The sequence below is a fragment of the Parachitinimonas caeni genome, assembly GCF_030129945.1.
Classification (GTDB): Bacteria; Pseudomonadota; Gammaproteobacteria; order Burkholderiales; family Chitinimonadaceae; genus Parachitinimonas; species Parachitinimonas caeni.
The window spans coordinates 13,132-37,919 of record NZ_JARRAF010000013.1 but is presented as its reverse complement, the minus strand read 5'-3'; the positions used below and the strand labels follow the sequence as shown (position 1 = coordinate 37,919).

The window sequence follows — 24,788 nt, the reverse complement described above, 5'->3', positions numbered from 1 at the left end:
CACTTGCGTGCCTGTTGCTATGGCTCATCAAGATAGCAGATGTCGGGCGCAGCATGGCGGGCAATTCGGTCAAAAGCGGCCGTTGCCCGCATGCGGCTCATCGTCAACCGCTATTGCGCAAACCTGCAGCGATACCATTGATAGTGAGGTGAATCGCATACAGCACATCTTCACTCTCCTCCCCTTCCCGGAAGCGCCGCAGCAGGTCTACTTGCAGATGGTTGAGTGGATCGAGATAAGGCAAACGATGCTTCAGACTACGCGCCAACAGCGGGTTGTCAACCAACAGTTCGCGGTGTCCGGTAATGGCCAGTACCGCGTCAATTGATCGCCGCCACTCGGCCCGGATGCGTTCAAAAATGCGCTGGGCAATATCGCGGTCCTTAACCAGGGTCGCATAGCGCGAGGCAATCTGGATGTCAGATTTCGCCAGCACCATTTCCATGTTGGCGATCATGGCGCGGAAGAACGGCCAATCCCGATACAACTTGCCAAGCTCGGTCAGACCGGCCTCGCCTTTCTCCTGCCGATACTCGGCAATGGCGGTTCCAAACCCATACCAGCCCGGCAGCATCAACCGAGACTGCGCCCAGGAGAACACCCACGGGATAGCCCGTAGATCTGCAATGCTGTTGCTGGGTCGGCGGGCAGCAGGCCGGCTGCCGATGTTGAGTTTGGCGATCTCGGAAATCGGTGTCGCTTCACGGAAATAGGTAATGAACTCAGGGGTGGCGTACACCAGATCGCGGTATTCACGGTAAGCACACAAAGACAGGCGCTCCAGCAGTGCATGACGTTCTGGTGTGTCGGCGTTCGCGACATCATCCTGAGGAAAACTGGCCTCAATCGACGCGGCAATCAGGGTTTCCAGGTTACGACGACCGATTTCCGGGTCTGCATACTTGGCACCAATCACCTCTCCCTGCTCGGTAATCCGCAACTGTCCAGCCACCGAACCAGCAGGCTGCGCCAGGATCGCCTCATAACTGGGTCCACCGCCACGCCCTACCGAGCCACCACGGCCATGAAACAGCCTGAGTGTCACCCCCGCTTCAGCAAATACCTCAACCAATTTGACTTCGGCTTTATACAATTCCCAGTTCGACGTCAGATACCCGCCGTCCTTGTTGCTATCCGAGTAGCCGAGCATGACTTCCTGCACCTGCTTATGAGACTCCAGCAAGGTGCGCCAGGCATCCAGGGCAAACAGCTCGCGCATGATCGCGTCACACCCACGCAGGTCGGGGATGGTTTCAAACAACGGAATGATATTGAGCGCCAGATAAGGCTTGGGCGATAAGGACAGCAAGCCCACTTCCTTGGCGAGCAGCGCCACTTCGAGCAGGTCGCTGACCGATGTGGCGTTGGAAATGATGTAGTTTGGCAACGCCTGTGCGCCATAGGCGCGATGAATATCCGCCAGTGCCTGCATGATCGCCAGCTCCTTGCCGGCTTCCTCACCGTACTCGGCACCGGGACACAACAACGGCCGCGGATTGGACAGCTCACGCAGTAGCACGATCTGTCTGCTCGACTCATCCAGTACACCATAGTCTTCAAGACCTGCCTTGCTCAGCAACTCGGTCACCACCCGTTCATGCACTGCCGAATGCTGGCGGGTATCGAGAGGCGCCAGATGAAACCCAAACACCTCGACCGCCCGCAGCAAGCGTCGCAATCGGCCCGCAACCAATGCCGCAGATCCATGCGCCTGCAAGGAGCCGGCAACCTGCCGCAAATCGTCCAGCAGGGCCTGCGGTGTCTCATATGGCGCACTACCCTCGGCCGACAGCAGTCCGACCCGAAACTTGCCAAGTCGGTGCGCAGTGGCCAGGATGCGGCTCTTGATCGCTGCCATGGCTTGCCGGTACGGCTCCTCGGCGCGACTGACCGGCTGCTCTGGGGACAGCTGCGCCAAGGTATACACCTGCTCATCCACCTCAACCAGACGAGACGACAAGCTCAGTTCATCCTCCAGCTTGGCGGCCTGCTCGTAGTAATAATCGAGCACTACAGCGGCTTGGCGTGAAATGGCATGGTTAGTCACTTCTGGCGTGACAAATGGGTTGCCATCCCGGTCCCCGCCGATCCAGCACCCCACATGAAAGAACTTGGGCAGGCGTACCGGGCTACCCTGCAGCTGGCTCAGCCGATCCTCCAGCTCGATATAGAGACGGGGCACCTGGCGCAGAAAGGTAGAGCGGAAATACGACAGGCCGTTCTCAATCTCATCCTTTACCGTCAGCTTGAACGAGCGGATCTCGCGTGTCTGCCACAACGTCAGCAACACCCTGCCGAGAGCCGCTTCGTTATCCTCACGCTCTTCCGGGGTCAGCGACACGCGGTCACGCTGGCCAAGCAGCCGCGCAATCGCTCGCTGGCAATCAAGCAGGGTCTTGCGTTGCACTTCGGTCGGGTGCGCCGTCAGAATCGGCGCGATCAGGGCGTTATTCAGCAAGGCTACGATGTCTGCCGCGGCAACCTTACGCTTTGCAAGCTCGTCCATCGCCCGCGCCAGACTTCCCTTCTGCGGGGCCGACCCCTGAATACGGTGAAAACGTCGGCGCCGGTTGTGGTGCAGATCTTCCGCAATATTCGATAGATGCGAGAAATAACCGAAGGCACGGGCCAGTGCCACCGTATCGGCATGACTCAGATTTGCCAGCGTCGCCGCCAGGGCATCTGCCGCCGTATGATCCGCTTCCCACACAAACTTGACGGCAAGCTCACGAATTTCCTCGATACGATGCAGGGTTGCATCCCCCTCCCTGTCGCGAATCGTGGCAGCAAGCAGGCGGGCAAGCAGGTCGAGATCCTGCTCCAGGGGTAGGTCTTTTGCAGCAGCGTTATCGTAGAGGGCCATGATTTGTAGTCTGGGGAAGTTTGCGTAAGTGGCGATAAAACATCGGGAACACAGAGTAAACCAAGCAGAAAACGTAGTGAACCCGCACGCAGCTACGCATTTGCCGCCATTGCCCGACGCTGGCTTCGTTATACTTTCAGAAATTGATAACAATAACGGCAGTTTTGGCCCCTGCCCGAAATAGCGGACAATCAGCCCTTTGCCCCCGCCACAGCATCCCAGACCTGTTCAACTATGCCTACGCTTTCATTCAAGCTCGTCAATGTCTTTGCCGAAAGCTCACTCGGCGGTAATGCTCTGGCTGTAGTAGAGGGTGCCGAAGGGCTGGATGACGCCACACTGCAAGCAGTGGCGTTTCAATTCAACCTGCCGGAAACCGCCTTTCTCTTGCCTTCCAGCGTAGCGGATGTGCGCATTCGCATATTCACCTCGCGCTTCGAGCTGCCATTTGCTGGCCACCCGACACTCGGCAGCGCTGCGGTGGCCGCCGCCAACCTCAAACGCACCAGCTCGATTACGCTGGAAACCGGAAGTGGCATCATCACCGTGCATCTCGATGGCGATGAATGGAAGTTCGCAGCCCCCCGCGCCAATACCCGGCGTAGCGACGCATCGCCGCACGATCTCGCCATGATGCTGGGGCTGGAGCCTGAAGACATTGCAGAAGGCAGCCGCTTTGTTGATACCGGGCTGGAGCAACTGATGATTCCCCTGACCAGCAAACAAGCCGTGCTGGCCGCCTCACCGCATCCAGTGTTGCTGGCAGATTGCGCACACGGCAAAGGGCGGCCACAGATCACAGTTTTTCACTTTGCCGAACCCACCACCTTGCGTTACTTCTCGGCAGACCGCTATACCTTGCATGAAGATCACGGCACTGGCTCTGCCTGCGCGAACCTGGGAAGCTGGTTACTGGCCAACCATACGCCACCACTGCCCTACTCGTTGCGGATTGAGCAGGGGCATACGGTCAACCGCCTGTCGGTACTAAAGCTCGACATCGACCAGAACTGCCAGGTCTTCGTCGGGGGACGAGTCATTCAGGTAGGTACGGGCGAGCTCAGAATCTGAGCCGTACCTGAAATCTTGATAACCAACAGGCATTTGCGATGTCTGAGCAAAGCAGTCAGGAACTACCCGCAGACATCGCAACAAGGCCAGGCATGACAGGCAGCGCCGCTATCGCCAGGTTCAGGCAGGCTTGACAGGCATTCTGGCCAGCAATCGAACGATCTTGATTCAGCCTGCCAGCGGGTGTAATGTCGCGCCGCAACACAGATGCGCAGACCAGTGCTTCTTGATGTTTATCTCAAAATGGTTCCAATCACACCACCGAACCAAATCCATCCTCTTCCACCTACCATGCAAGGCTAACCATGAGCCAGTCGAACCAAGCCGACCACAAATCGGTCGCAGGGCTGATATTGGGTGCTATCGGTGTCGTATACGGCGACATCGGAACAAGCCCGCTCTATACCTTAAAAGAATGTTTCAACCCCGAGCACGGATTACAGCTGACCCCGGCGAATGTGCTGGGCATCCTGTCACTGGTGTTCTGGGCGCTGATTCTCATCGTATCGTTCAAATACGTGATGGTGATCATGCGTGCTGACAACCGTGGCGAAGGCGGGATTCTGGCGCTGATGGCGCTGGCATTGCGCAAGCAGGGCCGACGACGCGGGCAATTTTCAATTTTCATCGTTCTGGGAATCGCCGGAGCAGCCTTGTTTTACGGCGATGGCATGATCACCCCTGCCATATCAGTGCTTTCAGCCGTCGAAGGGCTGGAGCTCGCCTCCACCAAAGTCCACCCGTTCATCCTGCCGATTGCCATCGCCGTCCTGGTCGGATTGTTCATGATGCAGGCCCACGGCACCGCCGCAGTCGGCAAGCTGTTTGGGCCGATCATGGTTTTATGGTTTCTGGTCCTGGCGATACTTGGCGTGGTCAACATCCTGCACGATCCCACGATCCTGGCGGCCATCAATCCGGTTTACGCCATACGATTCTTTCTGGACCACCACTACGCCGCATTTCTGGCCTTGGGTTCCGTGGTCCTGGCGATTACCGGGGGTGAGGCCATCTATGCCGACATGGGCCACTTTGGTCGTCGCCCGATACGACTGGGCTGGTTTGCCTTTGTATTGCCGGCGCTGTTGATCAACTATTTTGGCCAGGGTGCCTTGCTCCTTCACGATGCAAGCGCACGCGTCAACCCGTTCTATCACATGGCGCCCGACTGGGCCTTGGTGCCGCTGGTCATTCTGGCCACTGCCGCAACCGTTATCGCCTCCCAGGCTGTTATTTCCGGGGCTTTTTCGATAACCGCGCAGGCTATTCAACTCGGTTACTGCCCGCGCATGGATATCCAGCACACCTCCGACAAGGAGATCGGCCAGATCTATCTGCCGGGCATCAATTGGGCCTTGCTGGTTTCGGTGATTGTGCTGGTCTTGGGCTTCCGCTCTTCCAATAACCTGGCAGCGGCCTACGGGATTGCGGTGACTGGCACCATGGTGATTACCACCGCGCTTGCTTATATCGTGCTCGTACACGGCGATGGCTGGAAACGCTACGCAATGTGGCTGATCCTCACCGCCTTATTGATCATCGAACTGGCATTCTTCGCCTCCAATGCCATGAAATTCTTCGATGGCGGCTGGTTCCCACTACTGATCGGTATTGCCGCATTTGTCTTGATGACGACCTGGAAAACCGGGCGCCGCCTGCTGTTCCATCGCTTGCACGATGGCGAAATGCCGCTCGAAAGCTTTGTAGACGCCATCGAGGCCAGCCCGCCCCACAAGGTGGAGGGCACCGCCATCTTCATGACCGGCAGCGCCGACACCGTGCCACATGCCTTGCTGCATAACCTCAAGCACAACAAGGTATTACACGAGAACGTCATGTTCCTGACCATCCAGTCCACCGACATTCCGGTTGTTGGCAAGAAAGACCGACTGCAGATCAAGCAGCTCTCGCCCACGTTCTGGCAGGTTGTGGCGACTTATGGTTTCAACGAAGAACCCTCTGTGCCTGAAATCATTGAACAGTGTCTGCAGGAAACCAGCATGCCACTGGATATGATGACCACTTCGTTCTTCCTGTCGCGAGAAACGATTGTCGATGGCAAGACGCCAGCCATGTCCTGGCTGCGTCGCCGCTTGTTTGCCACCATGCAGCGCAACGCGGCCCGACCGACCGACTACTTCAAGATCCCCCCCAACCGGGTGGTCGAGATGGGCACACAGGTCGAAATCTGATTACTGAATCAGCGACCGATAAAACAAAAGGGCCGATCCATCGGCCCTTTTGTTTTGGCATGCGCCCTCAGCTCAATTGCGCCAGCAGGCTGGCAAAAGCATCGTCGAACAGCTTCAATCCCTCGTATTGCAGGGTGTCACCCACCGCATCGAGATCAATCCCCAGTGCGGCCAACTCCGCCAATGTCTGCTCAGCTTGCGGCAGATTTTGGGTCAGTCGGGGTTCTGCGCGTCCATGATCACGGAAAGCGGCCAGCGTTGCGTCAGGCAGGGTATTCACGGTTTCAGCGCCAATCAGTTCATCGACATACATCACATCGGAATACGCCGGATTCTTGGTGCCGGTGCTGGCCCACAATACCCTCTGGCCATGCGCGCCTGCCGCTTGCAAACCTGCAAATGCCGAGCCTTCAAAATGTCCCAGATAAGTTTGGTAGGCCGTCTTGGCCAACGCAATGGCTGCCTTGCCCTGCAAGCCAGCAGCACCGGGCAGATCGGCCAGCAGGCGATCTACATGGGTATCGACACGGGACAGGAACAGGCTCGCCACCGCGCGGATACCCTGCAATGGCAGACCTTTCGTCTGTCTTTGCATCAATCCTGCCGTATAAGCATCAAAAACAGCCTGTAACTGCGGCAACGAAAAAATCAGGGTAACGTTGATATTGATGCCATCCGCAATCGCCGCCGTCACGGCAGGCAGACTCTCTGGCGTTGCCGGGATCTTGATCATGGCATTGGGGCGATTGATGTCGCGCCACAACCGGCGCGCCGCAGCCAGTGTGCCTTCCGTATCGCGGGCCAGATGCGGCGACACCTCCAGGCTGACATAGCCATCAAGCCCTGCACTGGATTGATAACTCTGGGCAAACAGATCACAGGCCATCTGCACATCGGGCACGGCCAGTGCCTCGAAGCGTTGCTCCGGCGTCAAAGCCTCGGCCTTGAGGCGCGCCAGATCATCGGCATAGCCCAGACCCGAGGCAATCGCCTTCTGGAAAATTGCGGGGTTGGACGTCACACCCGCCAGACCATCCTGCTCAATCAGTCGGGCCAGTGGTCCCGCCAGTAATTCGCGGGAAAGATTATCGAGCCAGATGCGCTGGCCCAGGGGTTTTACGGCTAATAGAGGGTTCATAGGACCATTCGAATCAGTAAATTTGCTTTGCAAGAAAATCAGACATGCCAGCCGGCGCAAAGACGTAGCCTGGCGCTGCTGACGTCTGGTTTTCTGATTGTGTTTCTCGGATCAGGGTCCGCTGCGATGTTGCAGCAATCGCTAGGCTCTGCTGACGTTTTGTGACTAGGCGGGAGTCCAACGTGCAATCCAGAATAAAACGTCAGCGAGGCGGAGCGACCCCGCATCATTCAGGATCGTCACGCCGTGCCCGCTTCGATAGTAACCAAGCCGCCAGCCACAGACCAGCCTGAAGACCGCGTGCGCAGCGCGCACCGATTCGCATCAAGCCACGCCAGCCGCGTGAAAACAACGCTCTGAAGCAGCCAGTTTAAAGGCGGAAGTGCGTGACGGCCTCGCGTAACGCACCGGCCCGGCGATCCAGCTCTGCAGCGGAATTAGCCGCCTGCTCGATGGCCTCGGTATTGGTGGCAGATATCGAGGCAATGCTTTCAACTTCCTGTGCAATCGACTGTGTTGCCGCACGCTGCTGCGCCATGACGGAAGCGATGGTTTCAACATTGTTCTGAGCATGCAGCGCACTTTCGCGGATCTGCGTCATCCAGCGGGCAGCATCATGGGTCAGATCCACACCACGACTCACCGCCGCCACACTGGCATTCATCGCGGCAACGGTGCTACCGGTCGTGACTCTGATCGATTCGATCATATTGGCAATCTGCAAGGTTGACTGGGTGGTCCGCTCGGAAAGCTTACGTACTTCATCCGCAACCACGGCAAACCCTCTCCCCGCTTCACCCGCCCTGGCAGCCTCAATGGCGGCATTCAGGGCCAGCAGATTGGTCTGATCGGCAATTTCTTTAATAACGGTCGCGATCGACGCAATCTGGTTGGTCTGCACACCCAATTCCTGCAACTGGCTTTCCGCCTTGTTGACCTGCTCGGAAATCTGGCCGATTTCGTTTGCAGCAGTGCGAATGACCTCCTCGCCCCGGGTTGCAACCTTGCCGGTTTCTTCGGCAGCACGATGAGAATCGCTGGCTTGCGAGGCAATGGTGTCAATGCTGACGGAGAGTTGCTCGATCGTGGCGCTGATGGCCGACGAGGAATCGCTCTGATTGCGCGAGCTGACGGATAGCTGCTCGGCCGCGACGGCCAGTTGGGTTGCCGTGCTACCAACCGACGCCGACTCGCAGCTGATTTCATCAACCATCTGCCTGAGCTGGCTGCGCATATTATCCAGTGCTGCCAGCAGGCTGGCTGGATGGACATGGGCGACCGATGTTGCCACCCCCAGATTGCCCTCGGCTATCCGGCGGGCCACTTCGACAGCCTCGGCAGGCTCGCCGCCAAGCCGCCGGAACACGATGCGATAGACCATCATTCCAGACGCCATGCTCAGCAGCATCAGCAATGCTGTAAGCACCACAACCAGCCATCGGGCCCGGTCAGCAGACGCCTCCACCTTGTGCGCAGCCTGCAATTGCTCCTGGGTCACCTGCTTCATCAGCATATTGACCTTGCTGGTCACCGCTTCGCTGCGATCGTCAAAACCACCGCCCTTTTCTTTCATCAACAGATTGCCGGCCTCTCGCCCATCCTTCATGTACGCTTCAGCCATCTTCACGCCGACGTCGTACAAACCATTGATATCGGTCTGGAGCTGGCTGGTTTGGGCGGCCAGATCAGGAACCAGCGCTTCAATCTGCTTGAGTGCCGCCAGGGCATCTGCACGGGCCTGCTTGGCTTCGTCGAAAGCGTCTTTTTCGCCAGTTGCCGATACATCGGTAAGAAATTGCTGGATCTGAACAGTCTGGAACTTCACTTCAGCCATCTGTCTTTCAACCACATTACTGACTTCATGCTCGTGACGACTGGCCGCACCAATCTGTCTGAACTGGCTATCAGCCACCACCAGTAAACCCAGTGTCAGCACGGTGGAGCCGAGTATGGAGCCAATCAGGACGGGTTTAAGGTGGGTAGACATGGCTAGGCTATCCTCTGCAATGATCGGTAGTCTATTTGTATGCCGAGTTTGCAGACTTGCCTATCAGATTTCCCTTACCTGCTTGTAGGAAACCGGCGCATTCCCCTTATGCCAGCCTCAACAGAGCCAGCCCCCTGGAATCGCCACCCCCACCGCCCCTTCCTGCTGCGCCCATTGCGCCAGCCCGCCCGAGCCGGAGCGCAGCCAGTGTCGAATGGATGGCAGCGAGTGCCGGGCAATCAAACAGATTGAAAACTCGGCGTGACCATCGACGACCGCATAGGCAACCGCCGCCCCCGAGCGCTGCAGGGCCTTTGCCAGCTGGGAACCCAGCGTATTCGGCAGCAGATAACGGGCAGAGGGCACAGCCAGCATGCAGTCCGCATCGCTGGTACTCAGCGCCGCTTCGATACCTGCAAGCGCGCCAGGGCTTTCAGGAAAGTTGTCGGCCAATGTTGGCAAACCCAGCGCATCAAAACGCGCTTGGTGGCGGCCAGTGCTGAAGTAAACCTCGCCGATGCGCCAGTTCTGCACCGCCAGCAGCGCCCGGGTCTGCAAGGCCAGCGGAACCTCTGCTTCGAGATCTTCATCGAGCAGATCACATAAGATCACCGCATCCAGCTCTGCCCGCCAAGGTACTGACACCGCCATACCCACCTCCATGCCCATCCGGTTTGTCGAGAACCTACCCAATCTGCCATGCCAGCATGACAATTGATGTCACACCTTCAGACGCTGCGATGCTGATAAGCAAAGATTGGCCCAGCACTCCGGGGCACAAGAGTAGTTTGATCATCGCCGGCCAACCCGTCCTGGCAAGACGCGCCGCCGCACCAGAGGGTGGCACGACGAGACCAGAACGCCCCGGAACAGGGCGGCCGTGCTGGCGACCTTCAACGAGGGAGCTGGGTTTGCAGACGGCCGGTAGCGGTTTCGCCGTTACGCCTATCCTGCAGGTTCCGGCACAGCGCCTGCAGAGCTTGCGCCACCGGCTGTTGCCAGTCGATGGCATAGCTCAGTCGGCAGCAATGGCGATAGCGAGCCGCATTGCCGAACAGTTCTCCGGGCACGATCACCACCTGCTCGGCCACCAGGCGCTCGAACACATGGCGCATATCCGACCGCTCCTCAGCTTCCAGCCATAACACTGCCCCGCCTTGCGGCTCGGACCAGCGCACCTTATCCCCAGCAACCGCCTGCAACAGCCGGGTCATTTCGTGCATCCGCTCGGCCAGCAGTTTGCGCAGCGCCTGCACATGGCGATCCAGCTCTTTGCCATGCAAGACCTGGGCAATGGCCCGTTGCCGCAAGGCGGGCACTCTGACCATGCTGGCGTGGTGCTCCCCCCGCAACGGCTCACGCCAGTTACGCGACAGTAGATAGCCGTAACTCGACTCGGGGCCCAAGGTTTTCTCGAAACTGCTGCAGACAATCAGCAGGTCCGGGTCCGCGTAACGTCGATAACCCACAGGGCGGGTATCTCCGAAATACAGGCCGCCGTACTGATCGTTCTCGATCAAGGGCGTACCGCTGCGCGCCAGCAAGGCTGCCAGCGCCTCTTTATCGAGTTCGGGCGTAACACGGCCGGTTGGGTTGTTGATTTCAGAGGAAAACAACGCAAAGCCGATGTCGCCAGCCCGCAGCGCCTGCTCCACGCTGTCCAGATCCAGCCGGCCACGGTTATCAAGCCCGGCCTCGACCGGCTCGATGCCCAGCAGACGCAGCTGACGCAGGATCGTCCACGAACACGGCGACTCGACCAACGCCTTGTGTCGCCGTCCTGCCAGCGCCCGAACCGCCATCGCCAGGGCGGGCAGGAAGCCCGCTGCAATATAGACCTGCTCGCAATTCCAATCCCGGCATGCCGGTTCGCCGTAGTGCATGGCCAGTGCCAAGCGCAGGGGCTCGTCGCTGTAGGGTTGATCGGCTGATGTGGCGGTCTGCGGCAGGCGACGGGTCAATTCCCGCTCGCAGCGCAGGAGCTGTTGCTCGAAAGACAGTAGACGATGCGGGGTATCGCTGCTCAGCACGGTCATGCCGGGTTGGTGCGCCCGGTATTGCACGGTGTCGAATAAATCCTGCGTGGCCATGCCCGGCATGCCACGTCGGCGTGAGACAAAAAAGCCTGACTTGGCAACACGATAAATGCAGCCTTCGGCTTCGAGCAGATCATACGCATGCTGAACCGTCGGCACGGACACCGCCAGTTGCTCTGCCAATGCCCGCAAGGAGGGCAAACGCCCCCCCGCTGCCAGTTCCCCACTGGCAATCAGCTCGCTCAGATAGCGATAGACATGGTGATAGGTAAACTGGCTTGACGGCATCGCGAGGCTCTTTTGATGTTTTGCTGCGGGTCGCGCCGGACCGGGTGCTGGGGCAAGGCAGACCTAACCGCAAGGCCAAGCCCTCCGCACCGGAGCGGGTTCCTTTACCTTAGACGGTCATTTCAGCCGGGGCTGTGTGATTGTTTTACAAACCGTATCCACCGGCCAAACGCCACCAAACCTGCATGCTGCGCTGCAAGATTGCCCTGCTCGGGTCTGCAGTGGCAGGCTCTTTGCCTATCACTGCCGAAGCCAGTCTGACGATGCAGACTGATCGCCCCCACCCTCACACTCAAGCAAACAAAATGCCGACACCAACACCCGCAGCGCTTTCTGGTTTGATGATGGATTCACCCTTGCTGATCTCTTCGCTCCTTGAACACGCCGACCGCTTTCATGGCGATGTCGAAATCGTGTCACGCCGCAGCGAAGGGGATATTCACCGCTACACCTACCATGATGCCCATCGCCGCTGCCGCCAGTTGGCCAAAGCATTCCAACGGCTGGGCTGTCAGGCAGGCGATCGGATCGGCACGCTGGCCTGGAATGGTTATCGCCACTTTGAAACGTATTTCGCCAGCTCCGGCAGCGGCCTGGTCTGCCACACCATCAATCCCCGGCTGTTTCCTGAGCAGTTGCGTTACATCATCAACCATGCGGCCGATGCCTATGTGTTATTCGACATCGGCTTTGCTCCACTGGTCGCCCAGTTGGCTCCCGCCTGTCCAGGGGTGAAGGGATGGATAGCGATGACCGACCGCGCCCATCTGCCGAGCATCGAACTACCCAGGCTGCTGTGCTACGAAGAGCTGCTCGCCGCCGAGGAGGAGGATTTCTGCTGGCCCCAGCTGGATGAACGTACCGCGTCCTCGCTGTGCTACACCTCGGGCACCACCGGCGATCCGAAAGGCGTGCTTTATAGCCATCGCTCGACGGTTCTGCATAGTCTGGCGATTGCCCTGCCAGATGCCCTGAATCTGTCTTCGCGCGACACCATCCTGCCGGTGGTGCCGATGTTCCATGTCAACGCCTGGGGGATTCCCTACGCCGCACCGATGGTGGGCGCCAAGCTGGTGTTTCCTGGCCCCAAGCTGGATGGCGCCAGCCTGACCGAGCTATTCGATAGCGAAGCCGTCAATCTGACCGCAGGCGTACCCACTGTCTGGATGGGGCTGCTGCAGTACTGGCGCGAACAGCAGCACCGCCCCCAAACCTTGCGTCGCGTGGTCGTTGGCGGCGCCGCAGCCCCCGCCAGCATGATAGAAGCCTTTGAATGCGAGTTTGGTTGCGACTTATTGCATGCCTGGGGAATGAGTGAGATGAGCCCGGTCGGTACCGTCAATACCCCCAAAGGCAAGCATCTGCAGCAAAGCCGCGAAGCCCGGCTGGCGCAGCAGACCGGCCAGGGCCGGCCGTTGTGGGGAGTGGACATGCGCATCGTCAACGATGCGGGCATCGCCTTGCCGCACGATGGCAAGGCATTTGGCGATCTGCAGGTGAAGGGACCATGGATCTGCGCCAGCTACTATGGCCGCGAGCCGGGTAAGGAGCATGTAGATGGCTGGTTCTCGACCGGCGACGTCGCCACGATCGACCCGGATGGCTATATGCGGATTACTGATCGCTCCAAGGATGTAATCAAATCCGGTGGTGAATGGATCAGCTCGATCGCGCTGGAAAACATCATGGTGGCCCATCCTGCAGTAGCAGAAGCCGCGGTCATTGCCGCCCGGCACGACAAATGGGATGAGCGCCCGCTCCTGGTCGTCAGTCTGAAGCCAGGTGCCAGTCTGAGTCGGGAAGAGGCACTCGCATGGTTTGAGGGCAAGGTGGCCAAGTGGTGGCTGCCCGATGAGGTGGTCTTCGTCGAGGCCCTGCCTCATACCGCAACGGGCAAAGTCCAGAAACTCAAGCTACGCGAGCAATTCGGCCAGACTTTGTTGAAGTAAATATCCCAACCCAAAAGCCTCTTGCCCCGGCCACGACACCGGGGCAAGCGCCGTCAGGCAATCAATTCGGCGACCTGGGCGATCTTTTCGATAGGCAAAGTGATTTTATGACGATAACATCAACCAATCCGGCATTGAACAGCGCCCGGTGGCCGACTAGGCTTTATTCAACCAACTGAGCCTCTATTCTGCCATGCGCGCCGGAACACACCCGACAACTGCGGTCGTTTCCGCCTTCATCCAACAGGCCCCGTCATGAAATCTCGCACCCTCACCGCCAGCCTCTTTGCCTCGGTCGCCTTACTGACCACGGTAAATGGCGCCAGTATTGATGCTGGTCGCACCTCGTTCGCCAACAATTGCGCCATCTGCCACGGCACGCCACCAGACTGGATCCGCCCGGCTGCGCAAGGGGGCGCCAATAACCCTTCTGCGATCAAGGCCGCCATCCGCAGCGAGGCCCAGATGCGCTTTCTATCAACGCTATCCGACGCCGAAATTGCCAACATCGCCATTTATATTGGCAACTTCAATAGCAGCGACTCGGATCGCGTCTTCAACTGGGCCGAAAAGCAGTTTCCAACGCTGTTGACCCCGGCGACCCGCTCGGATAATGGCTTTGGTTACTACTACCGCTTCTATAGCGGCACCAACGTCTATGTCGGCACTAAAGACCAGCGCGTGTTCTTCTACAACCCGGCAGCTGGCTCGGTGCTGGATGTCGGCGGCCTTAGCGATTATCTGGGCCAAGCTGAAGCCGGAGGATTCTGACCATGCGAAAGGCGTTGCTGCTGGCCCTGGCCGTCGTGTCGCTGACGACGCAGGCGATTGAACCGGGTCAGCCGGCGCCGGCCGTCAGCCTGCCCGACGGGCAGGGCAAAACCATGAATCTGGCCAGCCTGCGCGGCAAAGTGGTCTATCTCGACTTCTGGGCGTCCTGGTGCGGCCCCTGCCGCAAGTCCTTCCCGTGGATGAACGAGCTGGGCCGCCAGCATGGCAAGGACGGCCTGATCGTCGTCGCCATCAACCTTGATGAACAACGCGCCGACGCCAATCAGTTTCTGATCAGGCAACCCGCCAGTTTTCAGGTGCTGTACGACCCCGGCAGCAGCACCGCCAAAGCGTTTGGCCTGAAAGGCATGCCAAGCTCCTATCTGATCGACCAGCAAGGCGTCATCCGCTACAGCCATATCGGCTTTCGTGACGACAGCCCGGCAGAGATCACTCCGAAAATCCTTGAGTTACTCAAGCAAAAATGACCCTATCCCGCTACCTGATCCTGCTTCCACTAATACTGCTGGCGGCATGCAGCAGTGTTGAGCCTTGGCAGAAAGGCCATCTGGCCAAGCCCAAAATGGCTTTCGATCCCGATCCACTCTCTGCCCGGCTCAAGCAGCACATTTACGCCAGCAAGGAAGCCGCATCGGGCGGTGAAGGCGTGGCAGCGGGAGGATGCGGATGCAACTAGACCTTGCCCCAAGCGCTGCCCCAGAACAACGTCGTGACAGCATCGACCCAGCAGCCACACTCGGCCTGCTGATGGCTGCAGCCCTTGCCATCACCCCGGAGTACGCCAGTGCCGCTACACCGCCTGATGGCACACTGGTCGGCATCAAGTACCTCGACTACCTTGATTACAGCCAGGAAGGCGACCGCATGCGGGTAAGCGCCCCCCTGCTCTACCTGAGCGCGCCCCTGAGTGATGCCATGGCAATGGAAGCCTCAGCCACCGTAGACAGCATGTCTGGCGCCTCGCCGGAGTTCCACAACACACTCAGCGGCGCCTCGAAGCGTGGCATTCACGACCGGCGCACCGCCGCCGATGCCAAGCTGCGGCGCTATTTTGAGCGCAGCAATTTTGCGGTTGGAATCGCCCATTCCGACGAGAACGACTACCGCTCGAATGCCGCCAACCTTGAAGGCCAGTGGCTGAGTGCCAATCAGAACACCACCCTCACCGTTGGCCTTGGCTATAGCGATGACCACATCAGCTCGGAAAACCAGCCCAAACTGCATGAAACCCGCCATACCCGCAGCGTGCTGGCCGGGCTGACTCAGGTATTGAGTCCCGATGACATTCTCCAATCCAATCTCAGCTATAGCGATGGGGACGGTTACTTTTCCGACCCCTACAAGGCGCTCGACAAACGTCCCGCCAGCCGCCACCAGTTGGCCTGGCTGACCCGCTACAACCACTACTTCACCCCGCTCGATGCCGCCCTGCATCTGGATTACCGCTACTACCGGGATAGCTGGAATGTCCGATCGCACACGCTGCAAGCAAGCTGGCATCAGGACATCGGCAGTTGGTCGGTGATCCCCAGCCTGCGCTACTACAGTCAGAGTGCAGCCAGTTTCTACAGTGATCGTTTTCCGCCGGCCAAATTTGGCACGCTCTATTCGGCCGATCATCGGCTTGGCGCGTTCGGAGCGCTGACGCTGGGCGTGAAGCTGGCAAAAATCATTGCGACCGATCTGGTCATCGACATCCAGGCAGAGTTTTATCAGCAACGGTCCAGCTGGAAACTCGGCGGCGAGGGCAGCCCCTCACTCCAACCGATGTCGGCCCGCATTATCATGATCGGTCTTAACAAGACCTTCCGCTGATGCAGCTGTATCGCTTCAGTTTCACGGCCATGGGCGGTCGTAACGAGCTGCAGTTCTTTGCCCCTACGGTGAGTGCGGCCGAAACCTGGGCCGAAATCGCCATCGCGGAAGTCCGAAGAATCGAGCACAAGTACTCACGCTACCGGCCGGATAGCGTGCTGAGTGCCATCAATCAGGCGGCGGGCAAGCAGGCTGTTTCCATCGACAGTGAAACCAGCACCTTGCTGGATTACGCCGCAGCCTGCTACTTGCAAAGCCAGGGGCGTTTTGACCCAACGTCGGGCGTGTTACGCCATGGCTGGGACTTCCAGCAGGGCATTCCCCCCAGCCCCGAACGAATCGCACAGCTACGTACCCTGGTGGGCTGGCAGAAGGTGGTTCGCACGCCGGACCAGATCTTTTTACCCGAGCACGGCATGGAGCTGGACTTCGGTGGCATCGGCAAGGAATACGCCTGCGATCGCGCCGCCGACCTGTGCTTCGCTGCCGGCGCGCAGCATGGTCTGGTCAATCTGGGAGGCGATCTACGCATCCTCGGCCCGCAGCCGGATGGTTCTGCCTGGCGCATCGGTATTCAGCACCCCCGTCAGCCGAATGCCGTGCTGGCCACGCTGTTACTCAATGATGGTGCACTGGCCAGCAGTGGTGACTATGAACGCTATTTCATCCATGAGGGCCGCCGTTACTGCCATGTACTCGACCCGCTTTCCGGCTTTCCCGTGGAGTTCTGGCAATCCGTCAGCGTAGTGGCCCCGCGCTGTCTGGTTGCAGGCAGCCTCAGTACGCTAGCAATGCTGAGCCCTTGCGACGATGCCAATCGCCTGCTCGACACCACGGGCCTTCCCTGGCTTGGCTGTACCATGCAGGGCGAGCTATGCGGTTCGCTGCTCACCCAAACAGCGCTTGCCGAACAGGACATGACGCGGTTATAGTCAATCCGGTCAGCCCGCTTACCGGGCACTTACAGATATTGAGTCCCCTGCAGAAAACCCCTGATCACACCATGACTGTTTTGGCCGTTCGCACCACCACCATGAAAACCACCACGATGATTAAACCGTGGTGCGGGGTGCTGCGTGGACGAACGGTGAAGTAAACAGACCGAACAAAAACGACAAAGCCCCCGCACCGAAAGGTCCGGGGGCTTTGTCGTTTCAGCACCAGATAAACCAGAACGGCTTTAAAACCCCTTAATCGACAACCCGGAACACAAAGGAATCAACCATGCAAAACCGATTGAATCTACGACTGCAAGATGGCGAAGGCGCACTGGAGCGACTGCTTGGCATGGTGCGCCAACGTGGCTTTCAGGTCAGCCGCTTTTCTGCGACCTGGGACAACGCCGATGGCCTGATCGAAGTAACCATGGAGGTTGATGGTGCTCAACCAGCCATGCGCCTCGTCTCCCAACTCTCAGAGCTGGCAGAGGTGCGCGAGTTGGCCGCCTGGCGACCCGGTCGGGGCTCGCCATCCGTGGCAGCCGCAATCTGGCCACGGTAATTATTGCTTCTTTGCCGTCACCTTGCCCTTGAGCGGCGTGGTATCGACTTTATAGGTTGGGCTATCGAGTGCCCCACCGATATGAATCGGGATCTCCACGCCGCGTAGCGCATCCAGCTCCGGCACGCCAGTATTGCCCGATACGCTGGCATATACCGTGTAATCGACCGCATTGCGGCCAAGATCAAACCGACCATCACCCGCCAGTTTCAAAATTGAGGTGCGGATACGTAGATCCTGATTTTCTGCGATACCATCCTTCAGTAGGAAATTCGCCTGCAGGTCTGAAAAGCGTGTCTTTCGTGCCTTGTCTGCCTTGAAATCGGCCCCGGTCAGTCGGGCCAGATTCAAACGCAGGCTGCGCAACGCATCGGCAATATCAATCCCGCCGATGGCGCCGCGTGTCAGCTTGACCTTGACCTTGCCTTCCAGACTTCGTCGCCACTCAGCCACGCTGTTGCCGTGGCAACTGAGGTCCAAATCGGCGTCGCCCAGCCCTTCAAATCGGTCCAGAGTCAAGGTATCTGTCAGCAGTGCGCCCACCTCCATCCCTGTGAGTTTCTGCTGCAGACTGAGGCTCGGCGCATTGCGGGTGTCCAGCGCCAGCGTGCCCCGCATGCGACCGCCGTAGATATCGACACTGAACGGATCAAGCGCCGCCCGCTTATCGTGTGCATCAATCCGGGTCGCCAGATTGAACAGCCTTACTTTTCCAATATTGACTTCGCCCACTTTCAATTCGCCTTTGGCATTGAGCGGGGCCAGCCAACTCCAATCGAGTGGATGCGAGGGGTCGGCCACTTTGGCCTCTGCCGCTGCAACAGGCAGATAAGGGGTCAGGTCCAGTTTGGCCAGATCCACGCCAAACTCGTAGCGGGGCGATACAAAGTCGGATAATGAAAACGAGGCAGTGATCGGCGCTTTGTCGATGCTGCCGTGGCTACGCCAATCAAGCCGTTCATGGGCAATGTCGAGCCCCACATTGCCGCCCAGTTGCACATTGATAGCGCCTCTGGGAAGGGCGCGATGGCGATACGCGCCGGTCAGTGAAAATGCCGACAATGCAAAACGGCGGCCATCATCAATCCGCAAGGGGCTCTGGAAATCCAGCCACAGCGACTGTACGGGATCATCCAGCTTGAGTTTGAGAGCGGCCGCATCTGCGGCGAGACTCAAGCTATAGCGCTCGCCCTGCAGCTTGGCCACGGTCAGCTCACCTTCCAGCTGCCGGCTAACCCCTTTCACCGAAAACCAACTGGTCAGCGCGCCGGTGCTGATACCACTCTCGCCAACCTGCAAAGCCGGGGTATCGACTTTCATCCGCCAAGTTTGCTCACCGCGTTTGACGGATGCCTGCGCTTTGAACTGACTGGCCGAAACCCGCCACGGCATCGCCGTCACATTCAGCTTGGCCGAGGCATTGAGCTCTGCCCCTTTCCAGTTGGCAGCATCGCCGGTCAGACGCAGATTGAAGCGATCAAGCGTGGTAACACCCAGCTCGCGGTTAAAGCGCAGAGCGCCATTGGCATCGACTTTGCCCTGCCAATCGGGCTGTCTGAGGGTGGCCGCGATGGTGGCCGTGCCTTCATCGCTTTCCGGATCGGCAAGATGGATTTCAACTTCATCCAGCCGGGTGAGATCCGTACCATCCCGGTACTCCAGCAAAGCCCGGTTCAGATCAATTCGTGCCAGTTGCCATTTCAGCCGCGAAGGCTCGGCAGGCCGACGGAACAGATCATCAATATTCAGTCGCCCCTCTTCACTACGCACCACATTGGCCTTCAGGCCATCCAACCGCAGGTCGGTGACTTCACTGCGCCCAAACAGCAAGGGCAACCACGCCAGCCCCAGGCGCGCAGAATCCAGCACGGCAAAAGGGGTGCGGCCATCGGCTTCATACAAAGTGATTTCACCCAGCGTCAGGCCAGGTCTGGGGAGCAATGCGGCGTGGATGCTGCCACGAACCTGCAAACGACGGCCCGTGGCATTGGCAACCGCCTGCTCGGCGGCAGGCGCAAGAAAGCTCAGGTTGATCAAGGGTGGCGCCACAGCCAGCATCAGCAGGCTGATACCGGCAATCATCAAGGCCGTCTTGAATCGTTTATGGGCAAAAAATCGGTACGCTTTCCTCATTTGCATCAGACTACCGCTTACGTCGCCTTTCTTGAAGAAGAAGGAAAATTCAAGGATTGCCGTGACATTCGGCAAAGCGGGGCCGCATTATTTCACATGACAACGTAATTTCCCACGAAAAGCGCCGTTAACCCCACAAGCCCGAATTTTGGCTGATAATCCATTCATTTTCACTGAGAAAGGCACTCGTATGTCTGACTTGCATCACACCCGCATCAAGGTTCGTGGCTACCATCTCGATTTATATGGTCACGTCAACAATGCCCGCTATCTGGAATTTCTTGAAGAAGCGCGTTGGGGCTTCACTGAAGATCACGGTCAGCTGGAGTACTTTGCCAAGGCCGGGCTGGCTTTTGTCATCGTCAACATCAATATCGATTACCGTCGGCCAGCATTCATGAATGAGGAAATCCTGATCGAAACCGGCATGAAAAAGATTGGCAGCCGTAGCGCGGTCATTCATCAGAAAGTGTTTCTGGCAGGGACCCAGACCGTGATTGCCGAAGCCGACGTGACATTCGTGATTTACGATCCGAAGAAAGATGCGGCGGTTCCGATGGAGAACGAGCTACGCACCATCTTCGACGCTTTGCCGCGCTGGCCGGCTGCCTGAACCACCATAAGCAGACGTAAAATGCCCCGGGGCGGATCGAAAGTGATCCGCCTCGACGTTTGGGCAGGCTGGAGGGGGCGGGATTCAGATGCTGCAGACTCATTTTCGGGTCGAGCCGGCGCAACCGAAAAAGTAGGTAACCGCGACTAAAAATTCAGTTTGACGGCAGCCATCACAATATTGCCGCGCCCTTGAAATTCCAGCCGATCAAAACTCATGGTGCGTGCCATGAAAACACCCCGGCCGTTCGGATCGAAAGCCCGGGACGGGTCAAAGTCAAGAAAACGCGACCAATCGAAACCTTCGCCCTGGTCACAGATGGTCACGATAATTTCGCTCTCGTTACGTTCCAGCTCGATTTCAACAAACTTGCCCGCGTTTTCCGGAAGGCTGGCCAGTCTGTCCACCTCTTCCCGCCAGCGACCGCTTTGCATCAGCTCGGCCTTCTCGCGATAGCCAATCCCCAAATTACCGTGCTCGACGGCATTGACCATCAGCTCGGCCAGCCCCATCGCCACCCGTTCCGGGTTCGGATACAGCTGGGCAATCAGGGCCGTCAAACGATGTGCGTCGTCCAGGTTGTGAATCCTGAAGCCGGCATGCGACACGTATCGCAAGCCATCAAGCTGCACGGCCATTTGTTCCCGCACTGCTCGTCGGGCTCGATTGTCGCCGACTGCTGCGGCAGTAATCGCCAGCAACATTTCGCGCTCGAAAGGCTTGGTCAGGTAGTAGTACGCCCCGGCCTGCATGCCTTCCCGCACAGCATCTGGCGAGCCAACTGCCGTCTGCAAGACGACAGGCATGTATTGCAGGTCCGGATGCTGCTTGATGCGTTTGAGCACCTCCATGCCATTCATGCGCGGCATCATGCGATCCAGCAGCACGGTGTCGTAGCGGCCGGTACTGGCCGACAGCAGATCCCAGGCTGCCTGACCATCTTCAGCGGTATCAATCTGGTAGCCGGCGTCGGTCAGATGCTCTGCCAGAATTTCCAGATTGAAGGGTTCGTCATCAACGAGCAGTAGAGTCCCACGCTGGGTCATATTCCAGTCTCCTCAGTCTTTCCTGCACGCGGTAAGCGGAATTCAAACAGCGCACCGCCAGTTTCCCGATTGTCTGCACGAATTGCGCCGTTATGGGCGCGCACGATTTCCCGGCAGATTGCCAGTCCCAAGCCGGTGCCACCTGCACCGGTCTTGGTTTTGCTGCTCTGGATAAATTTATCGAAGATCGCCTCAAGCTCTTCAGCAGGAATACCGACCCCTTGGTCGGCAATCCACACGGCCAGCCAGTGGGTACCTTCCGATTCCACTTCGTCAAAGCCCACCCTGACTTCCCCGTTGTCAGGACTGAACTTGATTGCATTCGACACCAGATTGCGCACCACCTGGCTGATCCGCAACGCATCGCAAACGGCCATTGGTTCAAAATGCGGGGTATCGACCACGATACGAACGCCGCGCGGCCGACAGATGGCGGCCAGCTCATCGACCGCCTCATGCACGATCGGCAGCAGGTTTTGTGGTCGCATGTCGTAACGCATCTTGCCGGCTTCGAGTTTCGAGAGATCCAGCAGATCATTCAGAATCTGCAGCAGACGCTTACCGCTGGCGCTGATGCGTTGAAAGTAATGTGCAAGCTTTTCGCTCTCAACCTTGCCGGCTTTGGCCTCGCCCAACTCTGAGAATGACAGCACGGCATGCATGGGGGTGCGCAGCTCGTGCGACATATTGGCCAGAAATTCGGACTTGGCCTGGTTGGCGGCCTCTGCCAGCTCTTTGGCCCGCTTGAGCGCATCGGCTGTGGCTTTCTGCTCGCCGATGTCCTGATACACCCAGACCAGGCCACGATTCATATCGTGTGGATCAATCGCCTTGCCAAAGATGCTGCACCAGATCAGCTCACCACTGCCGGTAACGAACTGATGCTCTGCCTGATAAACCCCTCCTTCAATCAGACGTGGGAATACCACTTGCGGTGCGCCTTCAAACGAATGGTCATCCGGGTGAATGATGCGGACCGACGCCCCGACCAGTTCGTCGATCGAGCGCTCGAACAGCTTGCAGCAAGCGGTGTTGACACGGACAAAGCGCCGCTGCACGACAAACGCCGTGGCAATCGGGCTGGCATCAAAGGTCGCTTGCAGCTCTGCGGTGCGCTCATCGACCAGATCCTGCAAGTGGTCACGGTGGCGGATCAGCTCGGCTTCAATCGCCTTACGTTCCGAGATGTCACGCAGCATCAGCAGGAAGTCCGCCTCACCGCAGGGTGAAATCCGCGCTTCGAAATAGTGCTGACGGCTACTGAGTGCTAGCGCGAATTCAAACACCACAGGTCGATACCAGGCCCGGATCTGCCGCATCGCATCTTCCAGACGCAAGGCGAAGTCAGGATCAAGCACCCGTTTGAAGTGCTGGCCCAGGCAGTCTGCCGGCAAGCCAAAGTCATCCCCGCCTACCTTGGCGCGGTAATCGACGAAGACGCCATTGCCATCAAGCTGCACCATGAGGTCGGGAATCGCTTCCAGAATGGCATGGTTCTTGATCTCAGCCCGCAGCATGGCTTGTTCAACGGCCTTGCGCTCGGAAATATCCAGCAACGAGCCCGCCAGACCTGGGCGGTTGTCGAAGATGATGGGCTTGGCCGTCAGCAGCGCATAAAAGCGGCTGCCATCCTGCCTTGCGCATTGCAGCTCACGCGGGCGGGCGGCGGCTCCCCCCTCACTGCTCAGCACCTCTTCCAGCACGTACAGCCACTCGGTTGGCACCAGCTCGGACCAGGACACGGCGCCAACCAGCGCCGTGGCATCCGTACCAAAATAGCCGGCGAAGGTCGGGTTGACATAACGCAGCTTGCCATCCTGATAAACATAGATGCCGATATAGGCTGCATCCAGAATCGCCCGGTGCTTGTACTCGCTATCAAACAGAATGCGCTCGGCGCGCTTGCGGTCGGTGATGTCACGAATCACGCCCACGAAGTAGTGAGCGTCACCGAGGCGGAATTCGTTGAGGGAAAGTTCGATGGGGAACGCCACGCCATCCTTGCGTTGCCCGACAAGCTCGCGGCTGGTGCCCATGACCCGGCTCTGGCCGGTACGGTTGTAGCGCTCCATCGCCTCGCGATGGCGCTCCCGGTACGCAGACGGCATCAGCATGCCGACAACCTGCCCCAATGCCTCTCTCGCGTGATAGCCAAACAGGCGCTCGGCCGCAGCGTTGAATAGCTCAATGCGCCCTCGCTCATCAATCAGTACAACGGCCTCATTGGCGGTATCCAGGATGGTCTTCAACCGCAGCTCGCTATCCCTAGCCGCATCAGCGGCGGTCTGCAAGGTCGCGTTGGCTGTGGTCAGCTGCTCATTCTGGCGGGCGAGCCGCCCGGCTTGCCGGCTGTATGCCTGCTGCCGTTCAGTCAGCCGCCAGATGATGGAGGCAATGAATACGGTAAACAGCAGGCCGATGCTCCAGACCAGGCCGCGTTGAGCAGAGGCTTGCGCGGTCAGCTCGGCGGGCGGCAGGCGCGCATCCAGCCGCCAGACCCGATTGCCGATCTTGAGCTTGCGCTCGGCCACCACCAACGATGGCAAGGTGGCGTAGTCCAGACTGGTGGGATAGAGCGCTTCAACCCGGCTATCGTCGGTGATATCAAACCAGTAGTAGCGCAGGCCAGTTGGGTTGTAACTGCCTGCAGCAGCTTCAACCAGGGTTTGCGGATGCAGGCCCACCGCAAACAGGCGATGAGTGGTATTGGCGCCAAAACGGAGCGCCAGCACGGTGACCGGGCTATCGTGGCGCGCCCGGATCGGCTCGGTGACAACCGTGCGCCCACCATTACGCGCCATGGTGAGCGCACCACGAATCTGCGGTTCGTTGCCCAGATCAAGCCCAACCGTCAAGCGCGGTGGCGTGACGCCCGTCAGATAGATCACCGGGTAATACTCGGTTTTCAGCCGCGCCATGATCAGCCGGCCATTGGCATTGACGTTACGGATTGCAAAATCCGGGTAAACAGAGCGCCAGTCGTGCTCAGCCCGCTCGCGTTGCTCGCCGTCCACTTTCTCGGCAATCAGGGCAAAGCTCAGCCCAGCATCGCTCATCACATCGCCAGCAAAGCGACCAAACTGGGCGGGCGGGGGCTTTGCGACGACATCCTGCAAATCCTCCAGCAGGGTGATCCGCCCCATGCCTTGCATCACCCGGCCCTCGATACGACTGAGCGTCTGGGATGCCGTGCGGGTCAATTCGATGCGCAAAGTCGCTTCGGTCTGCCGTTCCAGCCAGAAATCGACAGCCGCAATCGTACCGAGCGCGCCCAGTACGAAAAGGACCAGTGGCCACCAGTGCCTAGCCATGGGCACCCTTCACCGAATCGTCACAGGCAGTAAGCGCCTGTTGCTGCCTCTCGC

The 24,788-nt window shown here is 58.8% G+C and carries 18 protein-coding genes; 10 read left to right on the top strand and 8 right to left on the bottom strand.

Going from position 1 to position 24,788, the window contains the following annotated elements:
- Positions 1 to 103: 103 nt before the first annotated feature.
- Positions 104 to 2,863 (bottom strand): phosphoenolpyruvate carboxylase, encoded by a 2,760-nt coding sequence (gene ppc, locus PZA18_RS12500; protein ID WP_284101179.1) that lies wholly within the window; start codon positions 2,861 to 2,863, stop codon positions 104 to 106.
- 234 nt (positions 2,864 to 3,097) lie between these two features.
- On the opposite strand from ppc, the gene PZA18_RS12495 reads away from it, so the two are divergent.
- Positions 3,098 to 3,934: a PhzF family phenazine biosynthesis protein gene (locus PZA18_RS12495; RefSeq protein ID WP_284101178.1), complete on the top strand. Its 837-nt coding sequence runs from the start codon at positions 3,098 to 3,100 to the stop codon at positions 3,932 to 3,934.
- A 305-nt stretch (positions 3,935 to 4,239) separates the two neighbouring features.
- On the top strand, positions 4,240 to 6,126 hold the full coding sequence (locus tag PZA18_RS12490) for a potassium transporter Kup (RefSeq protein WP_284101177.1): 1,887 nt from the start codon (positions 4,240 to 4,242) through the stop codon (positions 6,124 to 6,126).
- A gap of 67 nt (positions 6,127 to 6,193) precedes the next feature.
- Here the strand turns inward: PZA18_RS12490 and tal are convergent, their stop codons facing one another.
- The 4 genes from tal to PZA18_RS12470 form a co-directional block, all read right to left on the bottom strand.
- Positions 6,194 to 7,264, bottom strand: coding sequence for a transaldolase (gene tal / locus PZA18_RS12485; protein WP_284101176.1), 1,071 nt, complete (start codon positions 7,262 to 7,264; stop codon positions 6,194 to 6,196).
- Positions 7,265 to 7,634: 370 nt separating this feature from the next.
- The gene (locus tag PZA18_RS12480) at positions 7,635 to 9,251 is read right to left on the bottom strand and encodes a methyl-accepting chemotaxis protein (RefSeq protein WP_284101175.1); all 1,617 of its coding nucleotides are present in this window, start codon (positions 9,249 to 9,251) and stop codon (positions 7,635 to 7,637) included.
- 117 nt (positions 9,252 to 9,368) lie between these two features.
- The gene (locus tag PZA18_RS12475; RefSeq protein WP_284101174.1) at positions 9,369 to 9,902 is read right to left on the bottom strand and encodes an NTP transferase domain-containing protein; all 534 of its coding nucleotides are present in this window, start codon (positions 9,900 to 9,902) and stop codon (positions 9,369 to 9,371) included.
- A 242-nt stretch (positions 9,903 to 10,144) separates the two neighbouring features.
- Entirely contained in the window at positions 10,145 to 11,575 is a 1,431-nt protein-coding gene (locus PZA18_RS12470) for an aminotransferase-like domain-containing protein (RefSeq protein ID WP_284101173.1), read from the bottom strand.
- 185 nt (positions 11,576 to 11,760) lie between these two features.
- Here PZA18_RS12470 and PZA18_RS12465 point away from each other — a divergent pair, with 185 nt between their 5' ends.
- The 7 genes from PZA18_RS12465 to PZA18_RS12435 all read left to right on the top strand — a co-directional run bounded on the left by PZA18_RS12465 (position 11,761) and on the right by PZA18_RS12435 (position 17,631).
- Complete coding sequence (locus PZA18_RS12465) at positions 11,761 to 13,524, top strand: 3-(methylthio)propionyl-CoA ligase (RefSeq protein ID WP_308447379.1); 1,764 nt, start codon at positions 11,761 to 11,763, stop codon at positions 13,522 to 13,524.
- A gap of 255 nt (positions 13,525 to 13,779) precedes the next feature.
- Positions 13,780 to 14,295: a c-type cytochrome gene (locus PZA18_RS12460; RefSeq protein WP_284101172.1), complete on the top strand. Its 516-nt coding sequence runs from the start codon at positions 13,780 to 13,782 to the stop codon at positions 14,293 to 14,295.
- Between the two features lie 2 nt (positions 14,296 to 14,297).
- Positions 14,298 to 14,783: a TlpA family protein disulfide reductase gene (locus PZA18_RS12455; protein WP_284101171.1), complete on the top strand. Its 486-nt coding sequence runs from the start codon at positions 14,298 to 14,300 to the stop codon at positions 14,781 to 14,783.
- Positions 14,780 to 14,992 carry a DUF4266 domain-containing protein gene (locus tag PZA18_RS12450; protein WP_284101170.1) on the top strand — a complete coding sequence of 71 codons (213 nt, stop codon included), beginning with the start codon at positions 14,780 to 14,782 and terminating at the stop codon, positions 14,990 to 14,992. Before PZA18_RS12455 ends, PZA18_RS12450 begins: the two co-directional genes overlap by 4 nt.
- Entirely contained in the window at positions 14,983 to 16,131 is a 1,149-nt protein-coding gene (locus PZA18_RS12445; protein ID WP_284101169.1) for a DUF3570 domain-containing protein, read from the top strand. The genes PZA18_RS12450 and PZA18_RS12445 overlap by 10 nt, the downstream gene beginning before the upstream one ends.
- Positions 16,131 to 17,063, top strand: coding sequence for an FAD:protein FMN transferase (locus PZA18_RS12440; RefSeq protein WP_284101168.1), 933 nt, complete (start codon positions 16,131 to 16,133; stop codon positions 17,061 to 17,063). The genes PZA18_RS12445 and PZA18_RS12440 overlap by 1 nt, the downstream gene beginning before the upstream one ends.
- 292 nt (positions 17,064 to 17,355) lie before the next feature.
- The gene (locus PZA18_RS12435; RefSeq protein WP_284101167.1) at positions 17,356 to 17,631 is read left to right on the top strand and encodes an ACT domain-containing protein; all 276 of its coding nucleotides are present in this window, start codon (positions 17,356 to 17,358) and stop codon (positions 17,629 to 17,631) included.
- Here the strand turns inward: PZA18_RS12435 and PZA18_RS12430 are convergent, their stop codons facing one another.
- Positions 17,632 to 19,764, bottom strand: coding sequence for an AsmA family protein (locus tag PZA18_RS12430; protein WP_456238573.1), 2,133 nt, complete (start codon positions 19,762 to 19,764; stop codon positions 17,632 to 17,634).
- Between the two features lie 190 nt (positions 19,765 to 19,954).
- Here PZA18_RS12430 and PZA18_RS12425 point away from each other — a divergent pair, with 190 nt between their 5' ends.
- On the top strand, positions 19,955 to 20,377 hold the full coding sequence (locus PZA18_RS12425) for an acyl-CoA thioesterase (protein WP_284101165.1): 423 nt from the start codon (positions 19,955 to 19,957) through the stop codon (positions 20,375 to 20,377).
- 146 nt (positions 20,378 to 20,523) lie between these two features.
- On the opposite strand, the gene PZA18_RS12420 is transcribed toward PZA18_RS12425, so the two are convergent.
- Both PZA18_RS12420 and PZA18_RS12415 read right to left on the bottom strand, forming a co-directional pair.
- Positions 20,524 to 21,423 carry a response regulator gene (locus PZA18_RS12420; RefSeq protein ID WP_284101164.1) on the bottom strand — a complete coding sequence of 300 codons (900 nt, stop codon included), beginning with the start codon at positions 21,421 to 21,423 and terminating at the stop codon, positions 20,524 to 20,526.
- Complete coding sequence (locus tag PZA18_RS12415; RefSeq protein ID WP_284101163.1) at positions 21,420 to 24,734, bottom strand: PAS domain S-box protein; 3,315 nt, start codon at positions 24,732 to 24,734, stop codon at positions 21,420 to 21,422. Before PZA18_RS12415 ends, PZA18_RS12420 begins: the two co-directional genes overlap by 4 nt.
- Between the last annotated feature and the right edge of the window lie 54 nt (positions 24,735 to 24,788).